This window comes from Wujia chipingensis, from assembly GCF_014337155.1.
Classification (GTDB): domain Bacteria; phylum Bacillota; class Clostridia; order Lachnospirales; family Lachnospiraceae; genus Coprococcus_C; species Coprococcus_C hominis.
Window position 1 is genome coordinate 2,208,908 of record NZ_CP060632.1, and the last position, 19,399, is coordinate 2,228,306.

General features: G+C 41.5%; 17 protein-coding genes. 3 read left to right on the forward strand and 14 right to left on the reverse strand.

Annotated elements, in window-relative coordinates; all coding sequences use genetic code 11:
* Nucleotides 1–151: 151 nt before the first annotated feature.
* Nucleotides 152–2,053, reverse strand: a complete 1,902-nt coding sequence (locus tag H9Q76_RS13800) for an RNA polymerase sigma factor (RefSeq protein WP_283243523.1) — start codon at nucleotides 2,051–2,053, stop codon at nucleotides 152–154.
* Nucleotides 2,054–2,225: 172 nt separating this feature from the next.
* Between H9Q76_RS13800 and H9Q76_RS10330 the strand changes: the two genes are divergently transcribed.
* On the forward strand, nucleotides 2,226–2,963 hold the full coding sequence (locus H9Q76_RS10330; protein WP_118734414.1) for a LytTR family transcriptional regulator DNA-binding domain-containing protein: 738 nt from the start codon (nucleotides 2,226–2,228) through the stop codon (nucleotides 2,961–2,963).
* A 931-nt stretch (nucleotides 2,964–3,894) separates the two neighbouring features.
* Here H9Q76_RS10330 and H9Q76_RS10335 read toward each other — a convergent pair.
* The 5 genes from H9Q76_RS10335 to H9Q76_RS10355 all read right to left on the reverse strand — a co-directional run bounded on the left by H9Q76_RS10335 (nucleotide 3,895) and on the right by H9Q76_RS10355 (nucleotide 7,667).
* A complete protein-coding gene (locus tag H9Q76_RS10335) occupies nucleotides 3,895–4,866 on the reverse strand; it encodes a hypothetical protein (RefSeq protein ID WP_118374103.1) in 972 nt (323 codons plus the stop codon).
* A 209-nt stretch (nucleotides 4,867–5,075) separates the two neighbouring features.
* Nucleotides 5,076–5,456, reverse strand: coding sequence for a hypothetical protein (locus tag H9Q76_RS10340; protein ID WP_249321061.1), 381 nt, complete (start codon nucleotides 5,454–5,456; stop codon nucleotides 5,076–5,078).
* 46 nt (nucleotides 5,457–5,502) lie between these two features.
* Nucleotides 5,503–6,786, reverse strand: coding sequence for a type II toxin-antitoxin system HipA family toxin (locus H9Q76_RS10345; protein ID WP_021986434.1), 1,284 nt, complete (start codon nucleotides 6,784–6,786; stop codon nucleotides 5,503–5,505).
* 1 nt (nucleotide 6,787) lies between these two features.
* Nucleotides 6,788–7,000 (reverse strand): helix-turn-helix domain-containing protein, encoded by a 213-nt coding sequence (locus H9Q76_RS10350; RefSeq protein ID WP_021986435.1) that lies wholly within the window; start codon nucleotides 6,998–7,000, stop codon nucleotides 6,788–6,790.
* Nucleotides 7,001–7,124: 124 nt separating this feature from the next.
* Nucleotides 7,125–7,667 carry a GNAT family N-acetyltransferase gene (locus tag H9Q76_RS10355; protein ID WP_118671374.1) on the reverse strand — a complete coding sequence of 181 codons (543 nt, stop codon included), beginning with the start codon at nucleotides 7,665–7,667 and terminating at the stop codon, nucleotides 7,125–7,127.
* A 133-nt stretch (nucleotides 7,668–7,800) separates the two neighbouring features.
* Between H9Q76_RS10355 and H9Q76_RS10360 the strand changes: the two genes are divergently transcribed.
* Together H9Q76_RS10360 and H9Q76_RS10365 are read left to right on the forward strand one after the other, a co-directional pair.
* A complete protein-coding gene (locus tag H9Q76_RS10360) occupies nucleotides 7,801–8,178 on the forward strand; it encodes a BlaI/MecI/CopY family transcriptional regulator (protein ID WP_118544690.1) in 378 nt (125 codons plus the stop codon).
* A 77-nt stretch (nucleotides 8,179–8,255) separates the two neighbouring features.
* Nucleotides 8,256–9,977 (forward strand): BlaR1 family beta-lactam sensor/signal transducer, encoded by a 1,722-nt coding sequence (locus tag H9Q76_RS10365; RefSeq protein ID WP_249321896.1) that lies wholly within the window; start codon nucleotides 8,256–8,258, stop codon nucleotides 9,975–9,977.
* Here the strand turns inward: H9Q76_RS10365 and H9Q76_RS10370 are convergent.
* The 8 genes from H9Q76_RS10370 to H9Q76_RS10405 all read right to left on the reverse strand — a co-directional run bounded on the left by H9Q76_RS10370 (nucleotide 9,931) and on the right by H9Q76_RS10405 (nucleotide 19,244).
* Entirely contained in the window at nucleotides 9,931–12,219 is a 2,289-nt protein-coding gene (locus H9Q76_RS10370; RefSeq protein ID WP_249321062.1) for a DUF6070 family protein, read from the reverse strand. The two genes, H9Q76_RS10365 and H9Q76_RS10370, sit on opposite strands and share 47 nt — an antisense overlap.
* A gap of 61 nt (nucleotides 12,220–12,280) precedes the next feature.
* A complete protein-coding gene (locus tag H9Q76_RS10375) occupies nucleotides 12,281–12,535 on the reverse strand; it encodes a hypothetical protein (protein WP_021986440.1) in 255 nt (84 codons plus the stop codon).
* A 143-nt stretch (nucleotides 12,536–12,678) separates the two neighbouring features.
* A complete protein-coding gene (locus tag H9Q76_RS10380; RefSeq protein WP_118374097.1) occupies nucleotides 12,679–13,281 on the reverse strand; it encodes a hypothetical protein in 603 nt (200 codons plus the stop codon).
* Between the two features lie 11 nt (nucleotides 13,282–13,292).
* Nucleotides 13,293–14,165: a DUF6033 family protein gene (locus H9Q76_RS10385; RefSeq protein WP_118374096.1), complete on the reverse strand. Its 873-nt coding sequence runs from the start codon at nucleotides 14,163–14,165 to the stop codon at nucleotides 13,293–13,295.
* Nucleotides 14,166–14,270: 105 nt separating this feature from the next.
* A complete protein-coding gene (locus H9Q76_RS10390; RefSeq protein WP_118374095.1) occupies nucleotides 14,271–15,221 on the reverse strand; it encodes a hypothetical protein in 951 nt (316 codons plus the stop codon).
* Between the two features lie 273 nt (nucleotides 15,222–15,494).
* On the reverse strand, nucleotides 15,495–16,508 hold the full coding sequence (locus tag H9Q76_RS10395; RefSeq protein ID WP_249321063.1) for a DUF6892 domain-containing protein: 1,014 nt from the start codon (nucleotides 16,506–16,508) through the stop codon (nucleotides 15,495–15,497).
* Nucleotides 16,509–16,712: 204 nt separating this feature from the next.
* Complete coding sequence (locus H9Q76_RS10400; protein ID WP_117780561.1) at nucleotides 16,713–18,506, reverse strand: oleate hydratase; 1,794 nt, start codon at nucleotides 18,504–18,506, stop codon at nucleotides 16,713–16,715.
* A gap of 171 nt (nucleotides 18,507–18,677) precedes the next feature.
* Complete coding sequence (locus tag H9Q76_RS10405) at nucleotides 18,678–19,244, reverse strand: TetR/AcrR family transcriptional regulator (protein WP_118374093.1); 567 nt, start codon at nucleotides 19,242–19,244, stop codon at nucleotides 18,678–18,680.
* Nucleotides 19,245–19,399 lie beyond the last annotated feature (155 nt).

The window sequence follows — 19,399 nt, forward strand, 5'->3', positions numbered from 1 at the left end:
TGCTGACTCTTCTGTTCACTTATTTTTGATTTTTGTCCATATTTTTCTCATTTTTGTCTTTAATCTTCAAAAAATGTTTTATTTTGTTTTATCGTCTCAATTTTAAATCATCATATTGACATTTTACACCTATTTCATTATTCCGGGAGCTTTATTGCTGCGTTGAATAATCCACAAGCACAAAGCTCGCCGGATATTCTTTTTTTGAAGCTGCCAAGGCATCCTGCAGATTAGCTGTATGCCCTGTCTTTGCAGAATACATATCACCAGCAATATAATCAATGCCACTTGCCGTATAATCATATACTTCAAACGTTACATCAAATGATGCCTTGTCCTGATACATTTGCGCAAATTCCTGATACTCCGCTCCTGTATCATCCGAATCCGATATATCCCAATCATTTATATTCGTTCTTGTCATATAGCCGCTGCATCCCGCAAACAAAGCAAATTGTCCTGTATAATGTGCATATGTCCCATTCATTGTCACAAGCAGATCATGATCAGTCTTATTTTCCACATAAAAGATTGGATAAGCATTAAATGAGCTTCTCTCCGGTGCATTATGCACTTCGGCTCCTATATAAGTAATACGCAATTCGTCGTTGTCAACAAGTACCTGATCCGTTTCCGCCGGTGTCCGTGTATAAGCCTTCGCCTGCGTCTCTTTATCCTCTGTAAAATCAATCTCCTGCACGCTATGATCCTGCAGGATCGGCTCTGCCAGTTCTCCTTCTGTATAGACCGCGAGCTCGATTTTTGCCCGGGTCATCGGATCTCTGCCTGCCTTGTATGGCATGATTCCATTGCAGTTATTTGCACAGATTTCCATATTTTCCCGTCCCGGATCTAAGTACCACCAGTTTGTTGCTTCCCAGTCATAATCCATACATTCATCGTTTACACTCCGGATTTGCAGGTCATAATAAACCAGTTTATCCGTCTTATTTGTCACCGTATAATAAATGAGACAGTCTTCCCCCGTCCATGCTTCCGGATCCAACTGATACATCGGCATTTCTTCCTCGCTTGGAACATAGCCCTGTTCATATACACGTTTGATTGTCAATGTTATATACTCATCATCGCAGACGGTTATCTCTACCGGACGGTAATGGTTGCCTGTATCCGGTTTTTTGTTGTGTGTAAGGATACCGGCTGTCACACCTCCGGCAACAAGTGCAGCCGCTGTCACACCTGCAATCACCTTTGCCTTTAACGTCTGAAAGAGGCCTTTTATTCCTGCTTTTCCTGCTACACCCGCTGCCTTCGTGGCTGCCATGCTTACACTTGATGCAGCTGCAGAACCGGCTGCACCCGCCATTCCTGAACCGGACGCCGCTACGGTTCCTGCCACTCCTGCTGCAGTTCCGGCAATACCCGCTGCTCCCGCAAAAATATTGCTTATTACATTCGGAATATTCAAAGATTGTGACTCTGCTATAAAAATCGCAGTAAGCAGTGCAACACTGCCGGAGGAATACAGCTTGATTCCGCTTGTATCCTCATAATCCTGCACACCGTTCCGGATTTTCCCCCGCGCAGTTGACAGCCGGTATTTGACTGTCCCCTCCGGGCATTCCATGCATGCTGCAATCTCCGGTACGCTCATCCCGTCAAAATAATATAAAATAATCGTCTGGTACTGCACTGCTGACAGTTCTTCCTGCATAATCGTCAAAATGATCTTTCGTTTTTCGGCATTCAGCACATAGCTTTCCGGCAGGAAATTGTCATTTTCCTCCAGCAATTCTGTATCGATGCTGTTTTCTTCTATCGGCTCCGGGATCTTCTTCATCAGAAAATCCTTGCATTTGTTCACGGCAATCTGGTTTAACCATGCCACAATCCGCTCCGGGTTTTCAAGCTGTTGCAGATGCGTGAGTGCCGTGATGTATGTATCCTGCATCACATCCAGCGTATTTTGTTCGTTCTTCAAAAAGCTGAACGCCGTATAATACACCTGCCGGTATGTTGCCTGATAAATCTCCTCAAACGCCTGCGTGTCTCCGTTTATAACACGGGTTATCAATTTCTGAATTTGTTCCATATGTTTATTCCTTTCTTCCTTATTATATTATATAGACGTTATATGCGCACCTTCGGTTGGGTTTTTTCAAAATTTCTTGAAATCCATCGTTTTATGGGTCTTTCGTTGACTTCTACATTTTTCTTTGCTAAACTCACATCATAGATATTAAAGTAATTTGAGGAGTTTTGCAATGGACAGCAAAATATTAAAATATTTCAAGAAAAACCATATTCAGATTGAAGATATCAAATATCTGACACGTGTTGATGGTAAAACGTGTATTCACACGATGGATAATCAGACATTCCTTACTTATATAACAATCAAAGACTTTTTTGAATCATTGGAACTGCATGATTTTATCTGTGTAAACAAAGGGATTGTCGTTGCCAAAAATCAGATTAATTATATTGCGGATGGCATCTATCATATGCTCGATGGTGCCGAATTTCAGGGAAGGAAACGCACGGCCGCTGCCCACAAAAAACTGAATGCGACCTTACACCAAAGCATTGCGGACAGCATCGAGACAGTGGTCGATATCCGAAACCGTTTTTCGATTCTGGACAATATGCCGATTGCCTTCTGTGTTATTGAACTTATATTTAACAATGACGGGCATGGGATTGATTTTGTATTCCGTTATTGTAACAACGAGATGGCAGTTATCGAAGGAAAAACTATCGAAGAAATGATGAATCATTCTTTCTTCTCAGTATTTCCAAATGCTGACAAAAAATGGCTGGTTGCATATACCGATGTCGCAGTCAATGGCAGCAGCCGTTACATCCGCGATTATAGCCCGGAAATAAACAAAGAGATTTTTGTGCGCTGTTTTCAGCCACTCGAAGGGTTTTGTGCCTGTCTTCTGACGCCGGTGGATGACCTGAACAAGGCGCTTCCTGCCACACATCTTCCCAACCGTTAACCGGCACCTATCACAACCGTTTGACACATACTGATCAAAGTTCACGGAGAGGCGATATGAAACATTCTTTCAAGCAAAACAGCAGTTTGAATTCAAACAGGAAACGAAGCCAAACGATTCTCATCGGAATCGTTTCTTTTCTTGTTCTCACGTTTCTGGAAGTTTTTTTACTTTCCGCTGTTTCCCTGATTCCGCGTTCTGCCATCCGGAAGCACACGCAGGAGTCGGCGGAATATCTACTGGAAAAGCCGGTCTTTTACCGTGTAGTAAAACAGGATCCTGCCTCTAACATCGACCACTATGCGGATGCGATCCTTCTGAATATCCTATATCACTTTGATTCGGCTCATCCGGTTACCTCGCCGCTTACCGCTTCTTATTATTATACAGAAACGCATAATGAAAATGAGAATCTCTATACAGCAGTAACCTCCAACGTAACACCTACCTACGATTATTTCCGGTATTGGCATGGTTCAACTATTTTCATACGTCCATTGCTAACGATATTAAACATCCGGCAGATCTATATCTTTTTTGCCATTACACTGGCAATACTATTTGTTGTTTTATTTACGCAGCTGACGAAATCCGGACACATATTCTGTGCCCTGGCTATGTCCGTTGCGCTTTTGTCGGTATCGTTCTGGTTTATACCTATGAGTCTCGAATACATCTGGTGCTTTCTGATCATGTTTATTGCAAGCATCCTTACGATATTCTCTTACCAAAAGAAACAGGAGGTATCCGGGCTGTTCTTCCTGCTTGTCGGGAATATCACCGCATATTTTGATTTCTTGTCAACCGAGACAATTACACTCCTTTTTCCGCTTGCATTGTTACTTGTCCTGATGCAGAAAAATAACCGGTTATGCGATGCAAAAACCGGTTTTAAAATCATTCTGTCGCGTTCTGTCTGCTGGGGCATCGGCTATCTGGCTTCCTGGATTGCCAAATGGAGCATTACATCGATTGCTCTGAACAGAAATATCTTTGCACAGGCTTTATCATCCGCCTCCACACGGGTAAACGGAGATGCCGGCAGCCTGCATGGGCCGGCGCTTTCTATAAATGCATTTCTACGGAATATCGCATGTATATTCCCGTTTATTTTCTGTTCTGTTGCAGACGAAATACTGTACACATGATCCTTATAATTTACCTGTACAGTATAACCATCCTTTACAGTTAAAGCTGTATCCTTTGTAACCCCCAGTTTTTCTCCTGTATAGCCTTTTTCCAGCTGTAATGCCCCTGATACCGTAAGCATACCGCTGCCCGATACATTTACGGTGCCCTTTAGCTGACTTATCTCATGGCTTCCGGATACGACAAGATCTGCACCATTCGTTCCTTCGGCAATCAGGGATGTAATCGTTCCTCCTGCATAGTTAATGACCGGATTCATCCCCGAATAATTTGTTACATTCAAAGAAGAAATCGTTCCTGCATTCATGTTGACTGTCGCAGTGCTGCCAGAATATCCAGGATTTTGAACATTCAGGGTATCTATTGTTCCACTATTTGTCAAAGTGTATGTCGAACTATATGTCGCGGATGTAATATGTCCGGCATTCGTAATGCCGACTGAACTTTGAAGATCCTGAATGCTGGCTCCCGCCTGATTATCAACTTCTATGTTTCTTTCAATTTTACTGATGGATCCCTGGTTGACAATTTTTCCACCAGATCCATACACCGTTCCGGTGATATTTCCGGTAGATGAAACAGTCAGCGTGCAATCAGTCACAGCATAGTCACGATTGTCTTCCGTTGAAATCGTCGTATCCCCCGTAACATTAATTGTTTCTGCAACTACACGCACGGCATCCACGCCAAACAATTCTACAATCATCACAACCACTAATATAATCGCTTTTAACGCCCGAATTCGTTTCTCCATAGATTGTACCTCTCCCGCATACAACAAACTCTAGTTTCTTATGGTAAACTTTACCATAATCATCAAATGTATGTCAAACAAATTCAAGGTTAAGTTGATGCATTTCATCTTGGCATTGTATTAAACTCATTTTTTTGTTCTTTAATAGACTTTTGAATTGAAATAATACGCAATTTTTCTTACCGTCAGGCGTTGCTGGAACCGCCTTTCTAATCATTTATATCTCTCATCACAATCTGCGCGTCGTACTGCTTCATGGTTGGATCTAAAATCTCTTTTATTAAATTATTATGGGAGACGCCATACACATTATCGTTGATATATTCCCCATAGCTTCCCGTGCTCCCAATAAGGCGATCGGGATTGTTCATGCATATCGTCATTTCATCGTCAGCATCCAGATACCATGTCGTCTCCGTCTCCCGGTCATCATCCATCCATTCTCCATTTGCGCTTAAGAAACGGAACTCATAAAAAATCTGCTTATGTAGATTATTTTTCACTGTGTAGCGTACAATATTGCTCTCCGTGTTCCAGAGATCTTCTTTGATTGGATATTCGACTTCTTCCTGATCCGGAATATTTTCCATATGTATGTTTCCTTTCTCGCCTATAAGTTTTGTATAGCCCTTCATCTTATTGACGATTTAAGTGGTGATTTGGTTGGTTTTTCCTCAAAATCTTCTCATAGATTTCCTCAACGCCCGGATATCCCGCATCCTGTATTTCTTCCTTCGCCTGTGCAAGTGCACGTTCAAAAGAGTTCTGCATTTGTTCAAACCTCCGCATTGCGATTCTCTCTCCGAGTCCAATATGCCTTGCCTCTGCGCGAAATGATTCTTTTGTAATCTTGCGAATATCCAGTTCTCCATCAATTGCCATTGCCATTTGTTCTGTACTCTCTTCGTAAATCATCGTTGAGACAATGTCATATGCCGGAGCAAGCCGGATTGTCCTTCGATCCTTACCATACAGTAATCCAATATTCTTAATATGATTGTCCGTGTTCCCGATTAAATAATTAAAGATACATATATCCCATAATTTCAATTGATCTTCCACCGGATTGTCTGAATACTGCCTTAATAATGTAAACACACGCTTTAAATACGAGTCCCCTATCTTCTCATATTTCTGAGAAGCCGGAACACCGAGTGCCTGTGCAAAATCTTCCTGTTGCAACCGGAACGGAACTTTTTTACCATCTATCACCCGGCTATCTTCCTGCATCAGCCGGTCAAAACGTTTTGTCGCAAACAATATATGCTCTCCTGTTCCAACTGATATAATGAAACTTTCCGGTACATCTATTCCCAATATCTTTGCTGTACGCAGACATAGTTGTTCATTTGCAACGATTCCACTCAGCCGTACATGGCTTTGCTTTACAATATGTGTACTTGGTGCCGTCCCAAACGGCATATACCATCCATCTTTATTATCATAATATAAACCTGTTTTTCCGGACGCACCAGTCAATGATAAATGTGCCTTTGCCAGAAACTGGGCTGATTTTGAAGCCCCTTCTTTGGCAAATTCCAGCAATTCTTCCCTTGATATTTTTTTATACGACGGACTACATCCACCTGCACCCGGCTCACAAATCCGAACAGCACCCAGACACTCATTTCCAAGTCCCGCAAGCACAGACAAATAATCTTCCTCTGCAACATGCATCCATCCTGCCACACACCTTCTCGTATATCCTTCTGGCAGTAACCCTTCAAAATAGCATCGTGTCTCAAAGGGCGAAAAAGCATCTTCCTGAAAGGGCAAACTAATTGAAACCGGTTGATGACTTTGATTTTCCAGATAAGACTTCTCATATATAAATCTTGCATCTTCCCAAGTTTCACCCTGTATCTGTCCAGCCAGCACAAAATCCCCATCTTCTTCTATGTATACCTCTAATTTCCGCAACTCATGCTCTCCTTTCCACCGACAGATCCAATCCCAATATCATCAGAAGCTGTAATGTCTTTCCTATCTCCGCCGTCGCTTTCCCACGTTCAACATCTGAAATAAAGCTGACACTGAACCCCGTAAATTCTGCAAGAAACGCCTGTGTATAATGCAGTTCTTTTCTTCGCGTACGAATCGCTTCGCCTAATTCTTCTACACTTCTTATCTTCATATTTATCATTCCTCTTTGCCGTACGGCATAATTTTAAAATTCTTTTATAAAAATAAGCCGTTCGACTTAATTTTACTGTTGTTAGTATAATATAAGCCGTACGGCTATGTCAATTCACATTTTATTAAAATGGTCTTTTCGGATTCGCTCCATGCTCTCCGATCAGCTTCTCCATCCAGACCATATCATACCAGCGTCCAAACTTATACCCGCACTGATAGAACTGTCCGACCATGCGATAGCCAAGATGCGCATGGAATTCCACGCTATTGTTCGTCAGGTATTCGTCCTCCTTCGGCGCATAGGCGATACAGGCGTTCATATTCAAAAATCCCTGTTCTTTCAACGCTTTTTCCAGTGCCGCATGCAACTTCCCACCGATTCCCGTATGCTTGTAGCTTTCATCTACATAGATGGACGTCTCAACTGCCCACGCATACGCTTCTCTAGCATGAAACTGTCCGGCATACGCATACCCAAGCACCTTTCCATCCTGCTTGGCAACAAGATATGGATACTTTGTTTTCGTCTGCCGGATCCGATCGGTAAATTCCTCCAGCGTCGGTACTTCATATTCAAATGTGATTGCAGTATGTTCCACATATGGTGCATAGATGGCAAGCAACCCGGCTGCATCTGCCTCTTTCGCTTCGTGTATTTCAATCATTGTTTTTCCTCCTTGTGACAGAAGCTACATTCCCGATCATTCAAGTATATAAAATAAAAGAAAAATTGACAAGACTTCCCCTCTTCATTATAATAATGATATTATTACGCTTGTAGGATTTAGGAGCTTTATCATGAAAAAAATGCCACAGATTACAGAAGCAGAATACGAAGTTATGCAAATAATATGGCATAATTATCCAATTAGCACAAATGAGATTACAGAACAGCTATTGCAGACAACTAACTGGAATCCACGTACAATCCAGACCTTAATTAAACGGCTGGCAACAAAAAATATTATTACCTATGAGAAGCAGGGACGTGTCTTTGTCTATACGCCACTGTTAAAGAAAGAGGACTATGTCAGTCAGCAAAGCAAGTCTTTCTTGGACAAATTTTTCAACGGGAATCTTTCCTCTATGGTCTCAACCTTTTTGGATCATCGAAATTTATCAAAGGCAGAAATCGATGAACTGAAATCACTACTGGAACAAGAAAACAAGGAGTAATCTCTATGGATAATTTTTTTATTCACTTCGTATTATGCAATATAACAATCGGTCTTTTCGTTCTTATACTTTTATGTATGAAGAGAATATTTAAACATTGTCTCACTCCCCGCATGCAGTTTAATCTTTGGATTCCATTTACGATTTCACTGCTTGTTCCGTTTCTGCCAGTTTCATTTTCTACATTATCAACGAAAATGCAGGATCTGTTCCACCCTCTTGCACATTTTAGCCACACAGTCCATACCACAAATACTTCGGAATATACATCCTCATCCACAAATCAAATCTATGATTACGCAATCTCCATGCGTACACAGTTTCCAGTCTATATTTCTACCATTTTTTGTGTGATCTGGGGAATCGGCATGTTCGTTATGCTATTCTCTTTTGTGCGTTCCCTTGTATTACTGCACCATATGCGCCGCACAGCAAACCTTATGCAGGACAAACGCATACACACCATCTATATGACATGTCTTTCCGAATTACAGCTTCGCAAATCCATCCCACTGTATTCTTCATCCATAATCGACACACCTGTCTCCACAGGAATTCTACGTCTTGCCATCTTTCTGCCATTACACCGCATCTCCAACTTTGAAGAGCAAGAAATCCGATATATATTATTGCACGAGCTTATGCACTGTTATTATAAAGATGCCATTTTCAATTACTGTATGAATATCATACGAATCTTATATTGGTTTCATCCACTCATTTGGCTTATCACAAAGGAATTTTATACGGAGCGCGAACTTGCTTGTGACACCTCCGTCTTACGGTTACTTGGTGCGAACGAACAGATTTCATATGGCGTAACCCTGCTCCATTTTGTTGATAAGCAAACTAACACGCCCCTTTCCCTGCTAAATAATTTGAGTGAAAATGCCAAGCAGATGAAGCGTCGGATTTTGAACATCAAACAGCACCAGCCTCTGACTATTCAGAAGAAACTGCGCAGCATTTTATCCTTTCTGCTGTCACTTCTTGTAATCCTGTGTGGTACTCCCTGGCTGTCCGTTCATGCTTCTGACTCACTCCATTACCAGTGGAATACAAAATCCGTCTCCATAACTTCACTTGATTTATCTGATCAGTATCAGTCGTACTCTGGAAGTTTTGTTTTGTATGATATTGCCGAAGACACATGGAGCATATACAATCTGGATCAGGCAGTCACGCGTATTGCTCCAAATTCCACCTATAAACCGTACTGTGCCCTGTTCGGTCTTGATCAGCAAATCATCACGATTGATAATTCCAAATTAGAGTGGAATCATGAGTCATATCCTTTTTCCAACTGGGAAGCGGATCAAACACTCTCCTCCGCAATGAAATATTCTGTCAACTGGTACTTCGACACAATCCTGTCCAGTCTCAGTACAGAAATGCAAAGCAATTATCTGCGCCTGTTACAATATGGAAACCAGTCACCCAAAGATACATCCAGTATATTTGGAATGGAAACTTCTCTGAAGATTTCTCCAGTCGAGCAGGTGCTCCTGCTGACCAGACTATATAAAAACGAACTTCCTTTTTCCACCGACCAGATGAATGCCGTCAAGAACTCCCTTTACATAACCTCATCTACACATGGAAAACTATATGGAAAAACCGGAACCGGACGGATAGATGAGAAAGATACGAACGGATGGTTTATCGGATATGTGATTTCGGATACAAACACTTACATCTTTGCAACCAATATACAGGCTTCTGACTACGCGAACGGTAAAACCGCATCTACACTCACATTGGCGATTCTGTCAATGCTTCATCTCTGGGACGAATCGTAGGAAGCTCCAGCTCCTTTTCCTCTACGTGATTGGATAAGATTCGAAATGTTCCATCCGAAAAAGTCTGTACAACCAGCTTATTCACAAATGCACAATCAGAATTTTTATCTGGCCAGACACCATCTACATACAGGCTTAAAGTTCCATCTGCATTATATTGATAATCAACCACTTCTCCAAAAGGTGAATATGGATAATTGTACACAATATCCTGATAATACACATCTTTTTCCGCATCATAGGTATATGCATTTCGGAGCTGTTCTATGGTAACCGGAAGATATGTTGTCATAATCCGTTCAAACAGGTCGCCCGGAATGCAATCTGTAGATTCTCTATATGGCTCGCCATATGCAATATGATATAAATCCTCAAAAATTCCATCCATCAGAATATCACTTGCCGTCTCTGTGTTCCAATCTATCAAAAGCAAATTGTATTTTTGATAATCCAAACCGGATACATATTTCTCCGTCAATGCCTTACACGTATCGGAAAGTGGTTTTACACGCCAATAATTACACAGACTCGCATGTACGGGAATATATTTGTAAGCATAGATAAAATATCCCTTTTCTGTATAATTGATAAATTTGACATCATATGCATTTCTTCCGATCATCGACGGTCTCTTGTTTTCATCTGGTCGAATACCAACATAATACGTTTGTAATTGCCCATTACGATGTACAAATGTAATTCCTGTCAGCAGCCCATCCTCCAACACACTATATACAGTTACATCTGCATCTACGCCCTCCTGAACCGACTCATAAAATGCGACTAGCAAATCACCATTTCTCATATCTTCGCCATCAGTTACCGCCACGACTCCAGAGTTTGCCAGTCTGCTTACCACCTCACTTCTCTGTTCGTCCGTAAAATTCTTTATATTCGATGTATAAAATAATCCATCTTCAAGTTCTACGTGTTCATACACATCCCAGATGCTTTCTGCATGCTCCATGATTGATGCATCTATCTGCTCTTTTTCCTCATTCGTCAGCAATTCTGTTTCCGGCTTTGGAAATATATTGTTTTCATCCGAAATCCCATACCGTTCCTGCCATTCCTCATCCGTATAACGATCACTATGCCACCAATGTTCTCCCTCGGAATTATTTATTATGCGATTTTGCAAATAATGAATTGTACCATTTTCATTTTTTACTGTTACCATATGTGCAAATAACCGGGAAGTATTTTTCAAAGGAAAAACCGCATTTACTGTAAGTGTCATTGAACCATCTGCATTTTGCACACAACCGACAACCTCGGAATACGGAATTTCCGCATAATCTATCTCATCCATACTCCGTGGTCGAAAAAGATATGTTTGTGTGTCCGAATTATACCGAAGCAGTTTGCGCAATGTTTCAACCTCAATCGGAAAATGTTTCCTTATTACATTTTCGAATTCATCCTGTGGAATCTGATATTCCATTCCAACCGACAAATCCTCGCTCCTTTTGTATGGACATTCTTTCTGATAACATTCCTGATAAAATTTGACAAAGATATCATAGAAATCCAGCTGTCCCCAATGTTCAGCGTCCCAATCTACAAGAAATACATTATTCAAACTATACGAAATAGGTTCTATATAAGCTTCATTCATTGCCTTATACGCCGCATCTAATGCTTCCACACGAAACGCAATATGTTCCTCTTCCGGTGCCGCAAGCAACGCCGACATCTGATTCGAAACCCAATACCCTTCTATAAATAAATATCCCTCCTGCGTATAACAAAACTCCGTTGCATCATACTCCTGCAAATCTGAAATCTCCATTTGCTGATTATGATATTGTATACACTGTTGCTCAATAGTCACTTTTTCCCCACGTGACAAAAGACGATATACCCAAAACTTCTGATCCACTGCAATACGAAATATAATACAGTCTGCATCCTTTGTCTGTTTTTTACTCTGAATAAACGCCTGCAATTGTTCTGCACATGCCATATCGACTTTATTTTCCACATCAATAGCAACATATCCAAGTGAGCCAATCCCCTGCACAATCTGTGTTTGTTTTTGAACATCCGTTATATCATTGCCAGCATCATCATAAATGGATTGATAGACACGCAAGCACTGATCCAGAGTCCCTTCATCTAAAATACCAGTCTGCTCCTCTTCGCTTTCAATTCTGATATTTCCCTTTCCGTTGTTGTGCAAACACCCTGTCAAAAGGAATATCATACTTATCACCATAGCTATCAAGTGTTGTTTTTTCATCTGTTTTCCTCCTAATACTACATTTGTAATATTTATATATTACAGCCGTAGTATTAGTTTGTCAAATCAAACAACATCCCCGATTAACGCAATCCCACGGATATGAATTCCACCCATATTTTAACGTCGCATCAAACTGTTTCGGATAATCGAACACCATATCCTTGCCTATCGTTATAAAATACCGCGGCAATTTATTCCCATGATACCCATCATTTGAATTCATCTCATACAAAGCGCAATGAATCTGAAATTCCGCTTTTTCATCCATCAGATTATACAGTCTGCTCTGCAATTTGCTCCATCGTTTTCCCATGTACTCCTCCTTGGGGACGCTTCTTTTTATGTACACTACGATAGTCATATGATCTTGTCAACAAAAAAGACTTCCCACTTTTGGTGAAGCCCTTTCTGCATCTATATCTGTAACTACTTACACTGACATCATAAATATATCTCTTATTCTCCGGACGTATCAATCTCCCCGGTGGCATTGCTGATTGTAGTTTCTACATCCACAACCTCTGGTCCATCTGCAAATGCTTCCGTATTATTTGCTTCTTCGGTTGCGCTTACCTGCTCCTTTTCTTCTTCATCCTCCCACAGCGATTTGTGTTCTTTGCGTTTTCGCATCTCCAGCATCGCCGCTGCATTTTTTGCCATCATATAAAGCTTCGGATCGTATTCCATCAGCTTCTTCTCATCTTTCGCCGGAACCTTGTCCCCATGCATAATGCGCCTTGCAACAAGCATGATCTTGTTCATTTCTTTTGCCTGATCTGCCATAGCGTCCGACTGCTGTTTGCTTGCTATCTTGTCCGAGATCATGCGCCACTGTTCCATCAGTTTGTCCATGTAATCCTGATATTCCTGTCTCTTCTCATCAACCGCACTGTATTGCAGCTCAAGAATCGCCGACTCATCCTTGTAAACTTCCGCGCCATTCTCGGTCGTCTTTATCTTCTCTTCGAGTTTCTGTTTCTGCGCATACAATTCCTTCTGCTTCGAGTAGTAGGTTTTGATCTGTACGTTGTACCGTACTCTCGCATCTTCAATCTTCATACCGGTCACCTCTATCCCCGAAAATCAAATTTCTGTCCAACGCTCTTTTCGCTTTCTGTGAGTACATTTCGCTCGGAGTTCTCATATGCATAAGAAGAAACTTTGTCAATCAGCTCTTCCATTGAAACGGCTGTGATCTGCACGTATTCCTTCTCATCTGCAATCGTTGTTTCCTCATTTTTGGATTCTTCCGCGCGCTTCTCATCGGCCTTCTTTTCTGCTGCTTTTTTCTCAGCAAGCTTCTGATCTTTCGCCTTTTCCGCTTTCTTCTGTGCAGCCTTCTTCTCTGCTGCTTTCTTTTCCGCCTTCTTTTTCGCCGCCTTTTCCACAGTTGCAAAGAAGGTTGCCTTTCCATTTGCATCAACAGACATACCGAAGTTATTTACACTGGCACCGCTGCTTGTCAGACTGTTTTTTGCCTCCTGCAGCTTTGCCTGTGACATCGCAATAATTCCTTCATATTTTCTCCGGAAAGACTCATCCGTTGCCATCTTCTCAATTTTCTCATCGTCGATCAGAACAACCTGCTTGCTCGCATTTCCATATGCCGCCGCATTTGCCTGCACCTGTGATTTCATGTCCTTGCTTACAAGTATAAAATCCATATTTCCAAACTTGGCTTTCAGTTTGTTGTAATAGTCCTTCGCTTTGTCAGACAGCTCCACATTTCCAATCACCGTCCCATATCCGTTCTTCGTTGTCGGGACGAGAGAACCTGTCGTATCGGCTGGGTTGAAGGTTGTTGTCTTCACGCTGTCTGTCTCTGTTTTCTGTGCATCCGTCTTCTCCGCATTCTTCCGGTCTGTCTTCGTGTTATTCGTGCGGGTGTTGTTCCACGTGCTGTTCGTCTGCTGATATGCAGATACTCCATATAAATTTGCCATTTCTTTCTCTCCCTTCGTCTAATATGTAATGCCCCCTCACATCTGTTCGGCGGCTGGTCGTCGGAACCGATCCTAAATATGAACTTCGTTCATATCGGTTCCTCCTCATACCTGTGCTGTAAAGCTTCCTCTGCCACTGTGATTGCGTCGCAGAAATCGTTCGATTTCCTCTGTTATCTCTGTAAATGTCTGTGCAGCTTCCAGCTGCCTGCGTGCCATGCTTGCATCACCGGCGGTCTTCGGCGATTCCGGCGGTTTTATTTTTGCATGTGTTTCTACATTTGCAATTTCTACCGTTTCGTATACATCAGACATTTCCGATTTTACATCAGATTGCGGTTCATCCACTTCCTCATCCGCTGCATCTGCCTTATTTTTATTGTCGACTTTTGAATCTTCTGTCGTTTCTGTCGTTTCTGCCTGCTCTGTATCCTTTTGATGCTCCATTTTCTCCGCAGGTTCCTCTGCAGCCTCCCTGCGTAGCTCCTGCTCTTCCGGAAGCTCCTCATATGCCCGGCTCTTCTCAAACGCCTGATGTGCATCACGGATCATGCACACCTCATTATTCAGCCGCTGCATAAGCACCACCTTCTTGTCCTTTGGAATATACGGATTGCTTGCGATTTCCTTTGCCTGTGCCGCAAAGCTTCCCATACGATTCAATTTAAGTCGCTGTACATCTTCCTTTGTCCGGCAATTTTTCAGTGCATTTTCATATGCCTTCTTCTCCGTCTGCGCTTTCTCATATTCTGCAAGTGCTTCCGGATCATGTTCCTTCAGATACGCAATTTCCTCTTCCGTCAGCGTTCCTCCCGTTTTCAACTTCGTATACAGCTCACTGGTCGCAGAACGCTCCCGCTCCGTCTGCGCCTGTCGTTCGAGACTGTCCAACAGGATCTCATCCTGCGTCATACCCTCTGTATCCTTCTTACTGTTGATATCCTGTTTCTTTTTCTGCCATTTCTGATCCAGCATTTGCAGACTGACCTGACTTTGAATCGTTCCTGTATACATCATCTCACCCCCCGATTTATACTGTTTCACCTGTGATTCCATGATACATGCTCCGATTTTTTAATCCCAACTATATATCACACATTTTTACATAGGAAATAAACCCACTACAAGGGTAAAGAAATAATACAGAAATAGGTATAGTAATCCCCTATACCTCTGAAAACCTTATTACTTCATCCTTGAAGTTTTTTGAACTCAATTCCTTTTGAGCTTTTATATGTATGTTATCGGATTGGGAAGGGGATTGGTTAACCTTTTTTATTCAAGTAATATAAATAAAAGCCAAGAATATATAAATATATCTCTTCTAATCTAAACAGACGTACACGCCATAGGTTCCACTTCAATCCCCAACGGATCACATACTTTTCTAAGACTTTCTGCGTCACGTTCATTTCCGAAAATGAGCATTTTCTTCAGATTTGGGAACTGCTCCATCTCCGATTTTGTTACTTTTCTGAAATCGAATCTTTCGTCTCTTCCGTCCCACTCTGGTGCTATCTGCATATAGATTTCGTCGGAACCATCCATATTAATTTCCTTAACCAGCCCTGCAAGACTTGCCGGAATCGGTAATTCCTTAAAGAAGCTTACCGCGGCACGTATATTTTTATCCGTTTCAAGATTCCAATGTGCTTTTTTGAAAATCATATAATCATATATATCAAAATATGGCTTCAAGACTTCCTGATTGTACATGAGTTCCTGTATTACGGCGAGCTTAAAATTAAATGTATCAAATATCAGGCAAGATTCATCCGGAACCATGATATTGTAATTCTCATCACTCTTTGGACGTTCTGGTCTGAATCCGATATATACATCTAATAGAATTTGATCTCCATCATAGACTGGAATATCTTTTCTCTTTCGTTCATCTTCTACTTTCAGGACAATATCCATATGAATCTGCCGAACCATATTCCCCTGCTCATCCTTAATTTCTGAATTATAGCCGTAGCCTAGAATATATGGATATAATCTGTCGCGTGACATATTTTGATTTAAGACTTTTAGTCCACCAATATACCGTTTTTCTGTCTTTGATTCTGCGAATACGTTTTCCCCTGTAACATACATCGTCATAGATGTAATATTATGCGTCTCATCTATATAAGCTTTCTGTTTTTTTAAGTTCCGAAGATATGCAGTTGCCCCCTCAAACGATATTCCCAGTTCATCATAGAAATATTCACAATGATTATCACTTTGAACATTTATCCGAGCCTCACCGAATAATGCACGTATATCTTCATAGGAAAGTGGAAATGTCAGCAAATTGCCATTCAATACTACACCATTATCCAAAACCTCAACCTGATTCATTACTTATTGCACCCCCTCTTTCAACGTTAAATGGGAATTTACGAATATATTGTACCATAACAATTATAATCTTCAAACAATAATCAGAATCAATGGCATATTGCACAAAAGAGGAAACATCGCACATGCTTCCTCTTTCCTTGCTCTTACTTATATTGTCATCTGAGACATTTTGCTTAAATCCATATCAGTGAATAATCTCTCCTACCGGAGTAATCCACTTTCCTTTAGCAAAATCTCCAGGTCGGTTCCTTCCACAGCTTTTATTACTTTCTTTAAGACAATCTTTTCTTTGAGAGAAAGCGGAAGTTCATCAATCGGCTTTTTATCAACTGCATAATATGCGGCCCGCAGCAATTCCCGTACATCGTACTTAGAACCCCACACTTCCGGAACACCACGATCTACGTTCATAAGTGTGTAAACTGCTTCCATACCCGTACGGATGGAGTATTCTGTTGTGAAAATAGTATCTCTCGGTGTCTCTGCAAACTGTCCCAGGAATGCAAAATTAACAGCGCCTTCCGGAACAACAAGCGGACGATCGCTTTCTTTTCTTGGCTGGAAGAACGCATTGATGTATGGCATGAAGCAGGTTGTTGTATTGCAGCGATTTTTTGCCCAATCGTCAATCTGATCTGTCGGCACGCCAATGTGATACAGCCACTCCCGGCAAACTTCTTCACCTGTACAATCCCGCATTGCCTTCTTTACATAATTTCCTTCTTTATTCGTTGTAAGTGCATATACCCAGATCAAAACCGTATTTTTATCCTGCGCTTTAAACTGCGGCTGGCGATTGATTGTCCACGAAAGATACCAGTTATCGGTACTATCCTTCACTGTCACAATTCCTCCGGTTGTTACCTTTCCTTCTCTCGGATCCCGCTTGCAAATGCTGATAATCTTCTGGATAATCTCTTCATCCGAGGTTTCTACAGTTGCGCTCATCCAGTTTGTTGCTTCAAAATCGTCGCAGAATTTATCCGGATTACCATACTCACCATTCTTTGCCTGTGCAGCAATATTCTTCCACAAATCCCAAGATTCGCCTGCACCATTTTTAATCCGGCTCAAATCCGGCGCTGTATTTTGATCTCCATAGCAGGAAGTATCTGTACAGCATCCATTTGTTATAAAGACCAGATCATCCTCGATCAAATCAATTGTACCCGGTTTTCCATCCTTCTCATATACGATCTGTGTAGCAGATTTTTTACCATTATCATCTTTGATGACAACATTTTTGACATCCATGCCATACTCGACTGACACACCGTGACTTTCGAGATATTTTACAAGCGGAAGAATCATGCTCTCGTATTGATTGTATTTCGTAAAGCGGAGTGCGGAAAAATCCGGAAGTCCATCAATATGATGGCAGTATCTGCACAAATACCGTTTCATTTCCAATGCAGATGACCATCTCTGGAATGCAAACATGGTCTGCCAGTACAGCCAGAAATTCGTGTCCCAGAAGGAATCCGGCAATATCTCACTGATTTTCTTATCCTCCAAATCTTTTTCCGGTGTCATAAACAACTTTGACAATGCCAGGGCTGAATCCTTATCAAGTGTAAATTTCTTATCTGTATGTGCATCCTGCCCGCATTTCTCAGAAGCCCTGCAAAGGGAGTAATTCGGATCATGCTTGTTTAACCAATAATACTCATCCAGAACAGAGACGCCCGGCGTCTCTATCGAAGGAACATCCCGGAACATATCCCACATACATTCAAAATGGTTATCCATTTCTCTTCCGCCACGCATGTAGAAGCCTTTTCGGACATCCTTTCTTCCGTCGCAGCTGCCTCCGGCAAGATCCAGCTTCTCAAGGAGATGAATACGCTCTCCTTTTACCTGCCCATCTCTCACCAGATAAAAGGCGGCAGAAAGCCCCGCTAATCCTGTTCCAATGATATATGCTGATTTCCGGTCAGCACCCTCCGGTTTTTCTGGTCTTGCAAATGCTTCATAAGTTCCTGCTGAATAATACATAATAAACACACTCCTTTTTTGTTTAAACTGTGACATTTTTCTTTGTTTCCATATACACAGTATATCCACAAAATCTTCTTCCTACTATGCACAAAAAAAGAGAACTGTCATAGAAAGCGACAATCCTCTTACATTGCATCCATATACGACAAACCAGCAGATTTGTCGTAATCAGCTCTTGTTCAGTTTTGCATTATTCAATGCATGTGCGAAAGATCCCTGAATCAATGCATTCAATCTTTCTATGATCTTTTTCGGATCCTCCTTCATTCCCTTGTCAATCCATTCTAACACCAGTCCAACAAACCCATATTTGTAAAAATCCGCAATGAATGTTTTATCCTCTTCCCGCACAACCATACCTTCCGCTTTTTCCTCGAGTACATCATATATCAGCTGATATGTCACTTTATACAAATAGCGGTAAATATATCCTCGCGGAGCATTATGATAGATGTTGACAACAAAAGGTTCGTCCTTTTTCAGCAGATGAAATATTGCCAGAAATCCTTCCTGCCACGTATCATATGTTTTATTCTGTTTCAGTACATGATCTGCATCTGTTTCGCAAATCCATTCAATCAACTCATATATATCATGAAAATGATAATAAAAAGTCTGACGGTTTATCCCACACTTTTCCGTAATGTCATTGATTGTTATTTTATCAATCGATTTCTCTAATAATAACTCCTTAAACGCAAATGCGATTGCAAACTTTGTCGTTGCCTTGCTCATGCTGCCTGACACCTCCTATCTGTTCCGCTGTTTTCACCTGCCAAACATAGCTTTGACTAAGTAAAATTATAATACACTCAGCCGCCTATGACAACCACGCTTCGCGTGTTTGTCTCGCGGGCTCACGCCCTATATCCAGAACTCACGTATATCTC

Excerpts from the sequence above, each read along its gene's own strand:
- H9Q76_RS10365 (WP_249321896.1), top strand. The coding sequence starts at position 8,256 with ATGAAGAGAATATTTAAACATTGTCTCACTCCCCGCATGCAGTTTAAT.
- H9Q76_RS10395 (WP_249321063.1), bottom strand. The coding sequence starts at position 16,508 with ATGAATCAGGTTGAGGTTTTGGATAATGGTGTAGTATTGAATGGCAAT.
- H9Q76_RS10335 (WP_118374103.1), bottom strand. The coding sequence starts at position 4,866 with ATGGAGAAACGAATTCGGGCGTTAAAAGCGATTATATTAGTGGTTGTG.
- H9Q76_RS10360 (WP_118544690.1), top strand. The coding sequence starts at position 7,801 with ATGAAAAAAATGCCACAGATTACAGAAGCAGAATACGAAGTTATGCAA.
- H9Q76_RS10400 (WP_117780561.1), bottom strand. The coding sequence starts at position 18,506 with ATGTATTATTCAGCAGGAACTTATGAAGCATTTGCAAGACCAGAAAAA.
- H9Q76_RS10385 (WP_118374096.1), bottom strand. The coding sequence starts at position 14,165 with ATGGCAAATTTATATGGAGTATCTGCATATCAGCAGACGAACAGCACG.
- H9Q76_RS13800 (WP_283243523.1), bottom strand. The coding sequence starts at position 2,053 with ATGGAACAAATTCAGAAATTGATAACCCGTGTTATAAACGGAGACACG.
- H9Q76_RS10370 (WP_249321062.1), bottom strand. The coding sequence starts at position 12,219 with ATGAAAAAACAACACTTGATAGCTATGGTGATAAGTATGATATTCCTT.
- H9Q76_RS10390 (WP_118374095.1), bottom strand. The coding sequence starts at position 15,221 with ATGGAATCACAGGTGAAACAGTATAAATCGGGGGGTGAGATGATGTAT.
- H9Q76_RS10380 (WP_118374097.1), bottom strand. The coding sequence starts at position 13,281 with ATGAAGATTGAAGATGCGAGAGTACGGTACAACGTACAGATCAAAACC.
- H9Q76_RS10405 (WP_118374093.1), bottom strand. The coding sequence starts at position 19,244 with ATGAGCAAGGCAACGACAAAGTTTGCAATCGCATTTGCGTTTAAGGAG.
- H9Q76_RS10355 (WP_118671374.1), bottom strand. The coding sequence starts at position 7,667 with ATGATTGAAATACACGAAGCGAAAGAGGCAGATGCAGCCGGGTTGCTT.
- H9Q76_RS10350 (WP_021986435.1), bottom strand. The coding sequence starts at position 7,000 with ATGAAGATAAGAAGTGTAGAAGAATTAGGCGAAGCGATTCGTACGCGA.
- H9Q76_RS10330 (WP_118734414.1), top strand. The coding sequence starts at position 2,226 with ATGGACAGCAAAATATTAAAATATTTCAAGAAAAACCATATTCAGATT.
- H9Q76_RS10375 (WP_021986440.1), bottom strand. The coding sequence starts at position 12,535 with ATGGGAAAACGATGGAGCAAATTGCAGAGCAGACTGTATAATCTGATG.
- H9Q76_RS10340 (WP_249321061.1), bottom strand. The coding sequence starts at position 5,456 with ATGGAAAATATTCCGGATCAGGAAGAAGTCGAATATCCAATCAAAGAA.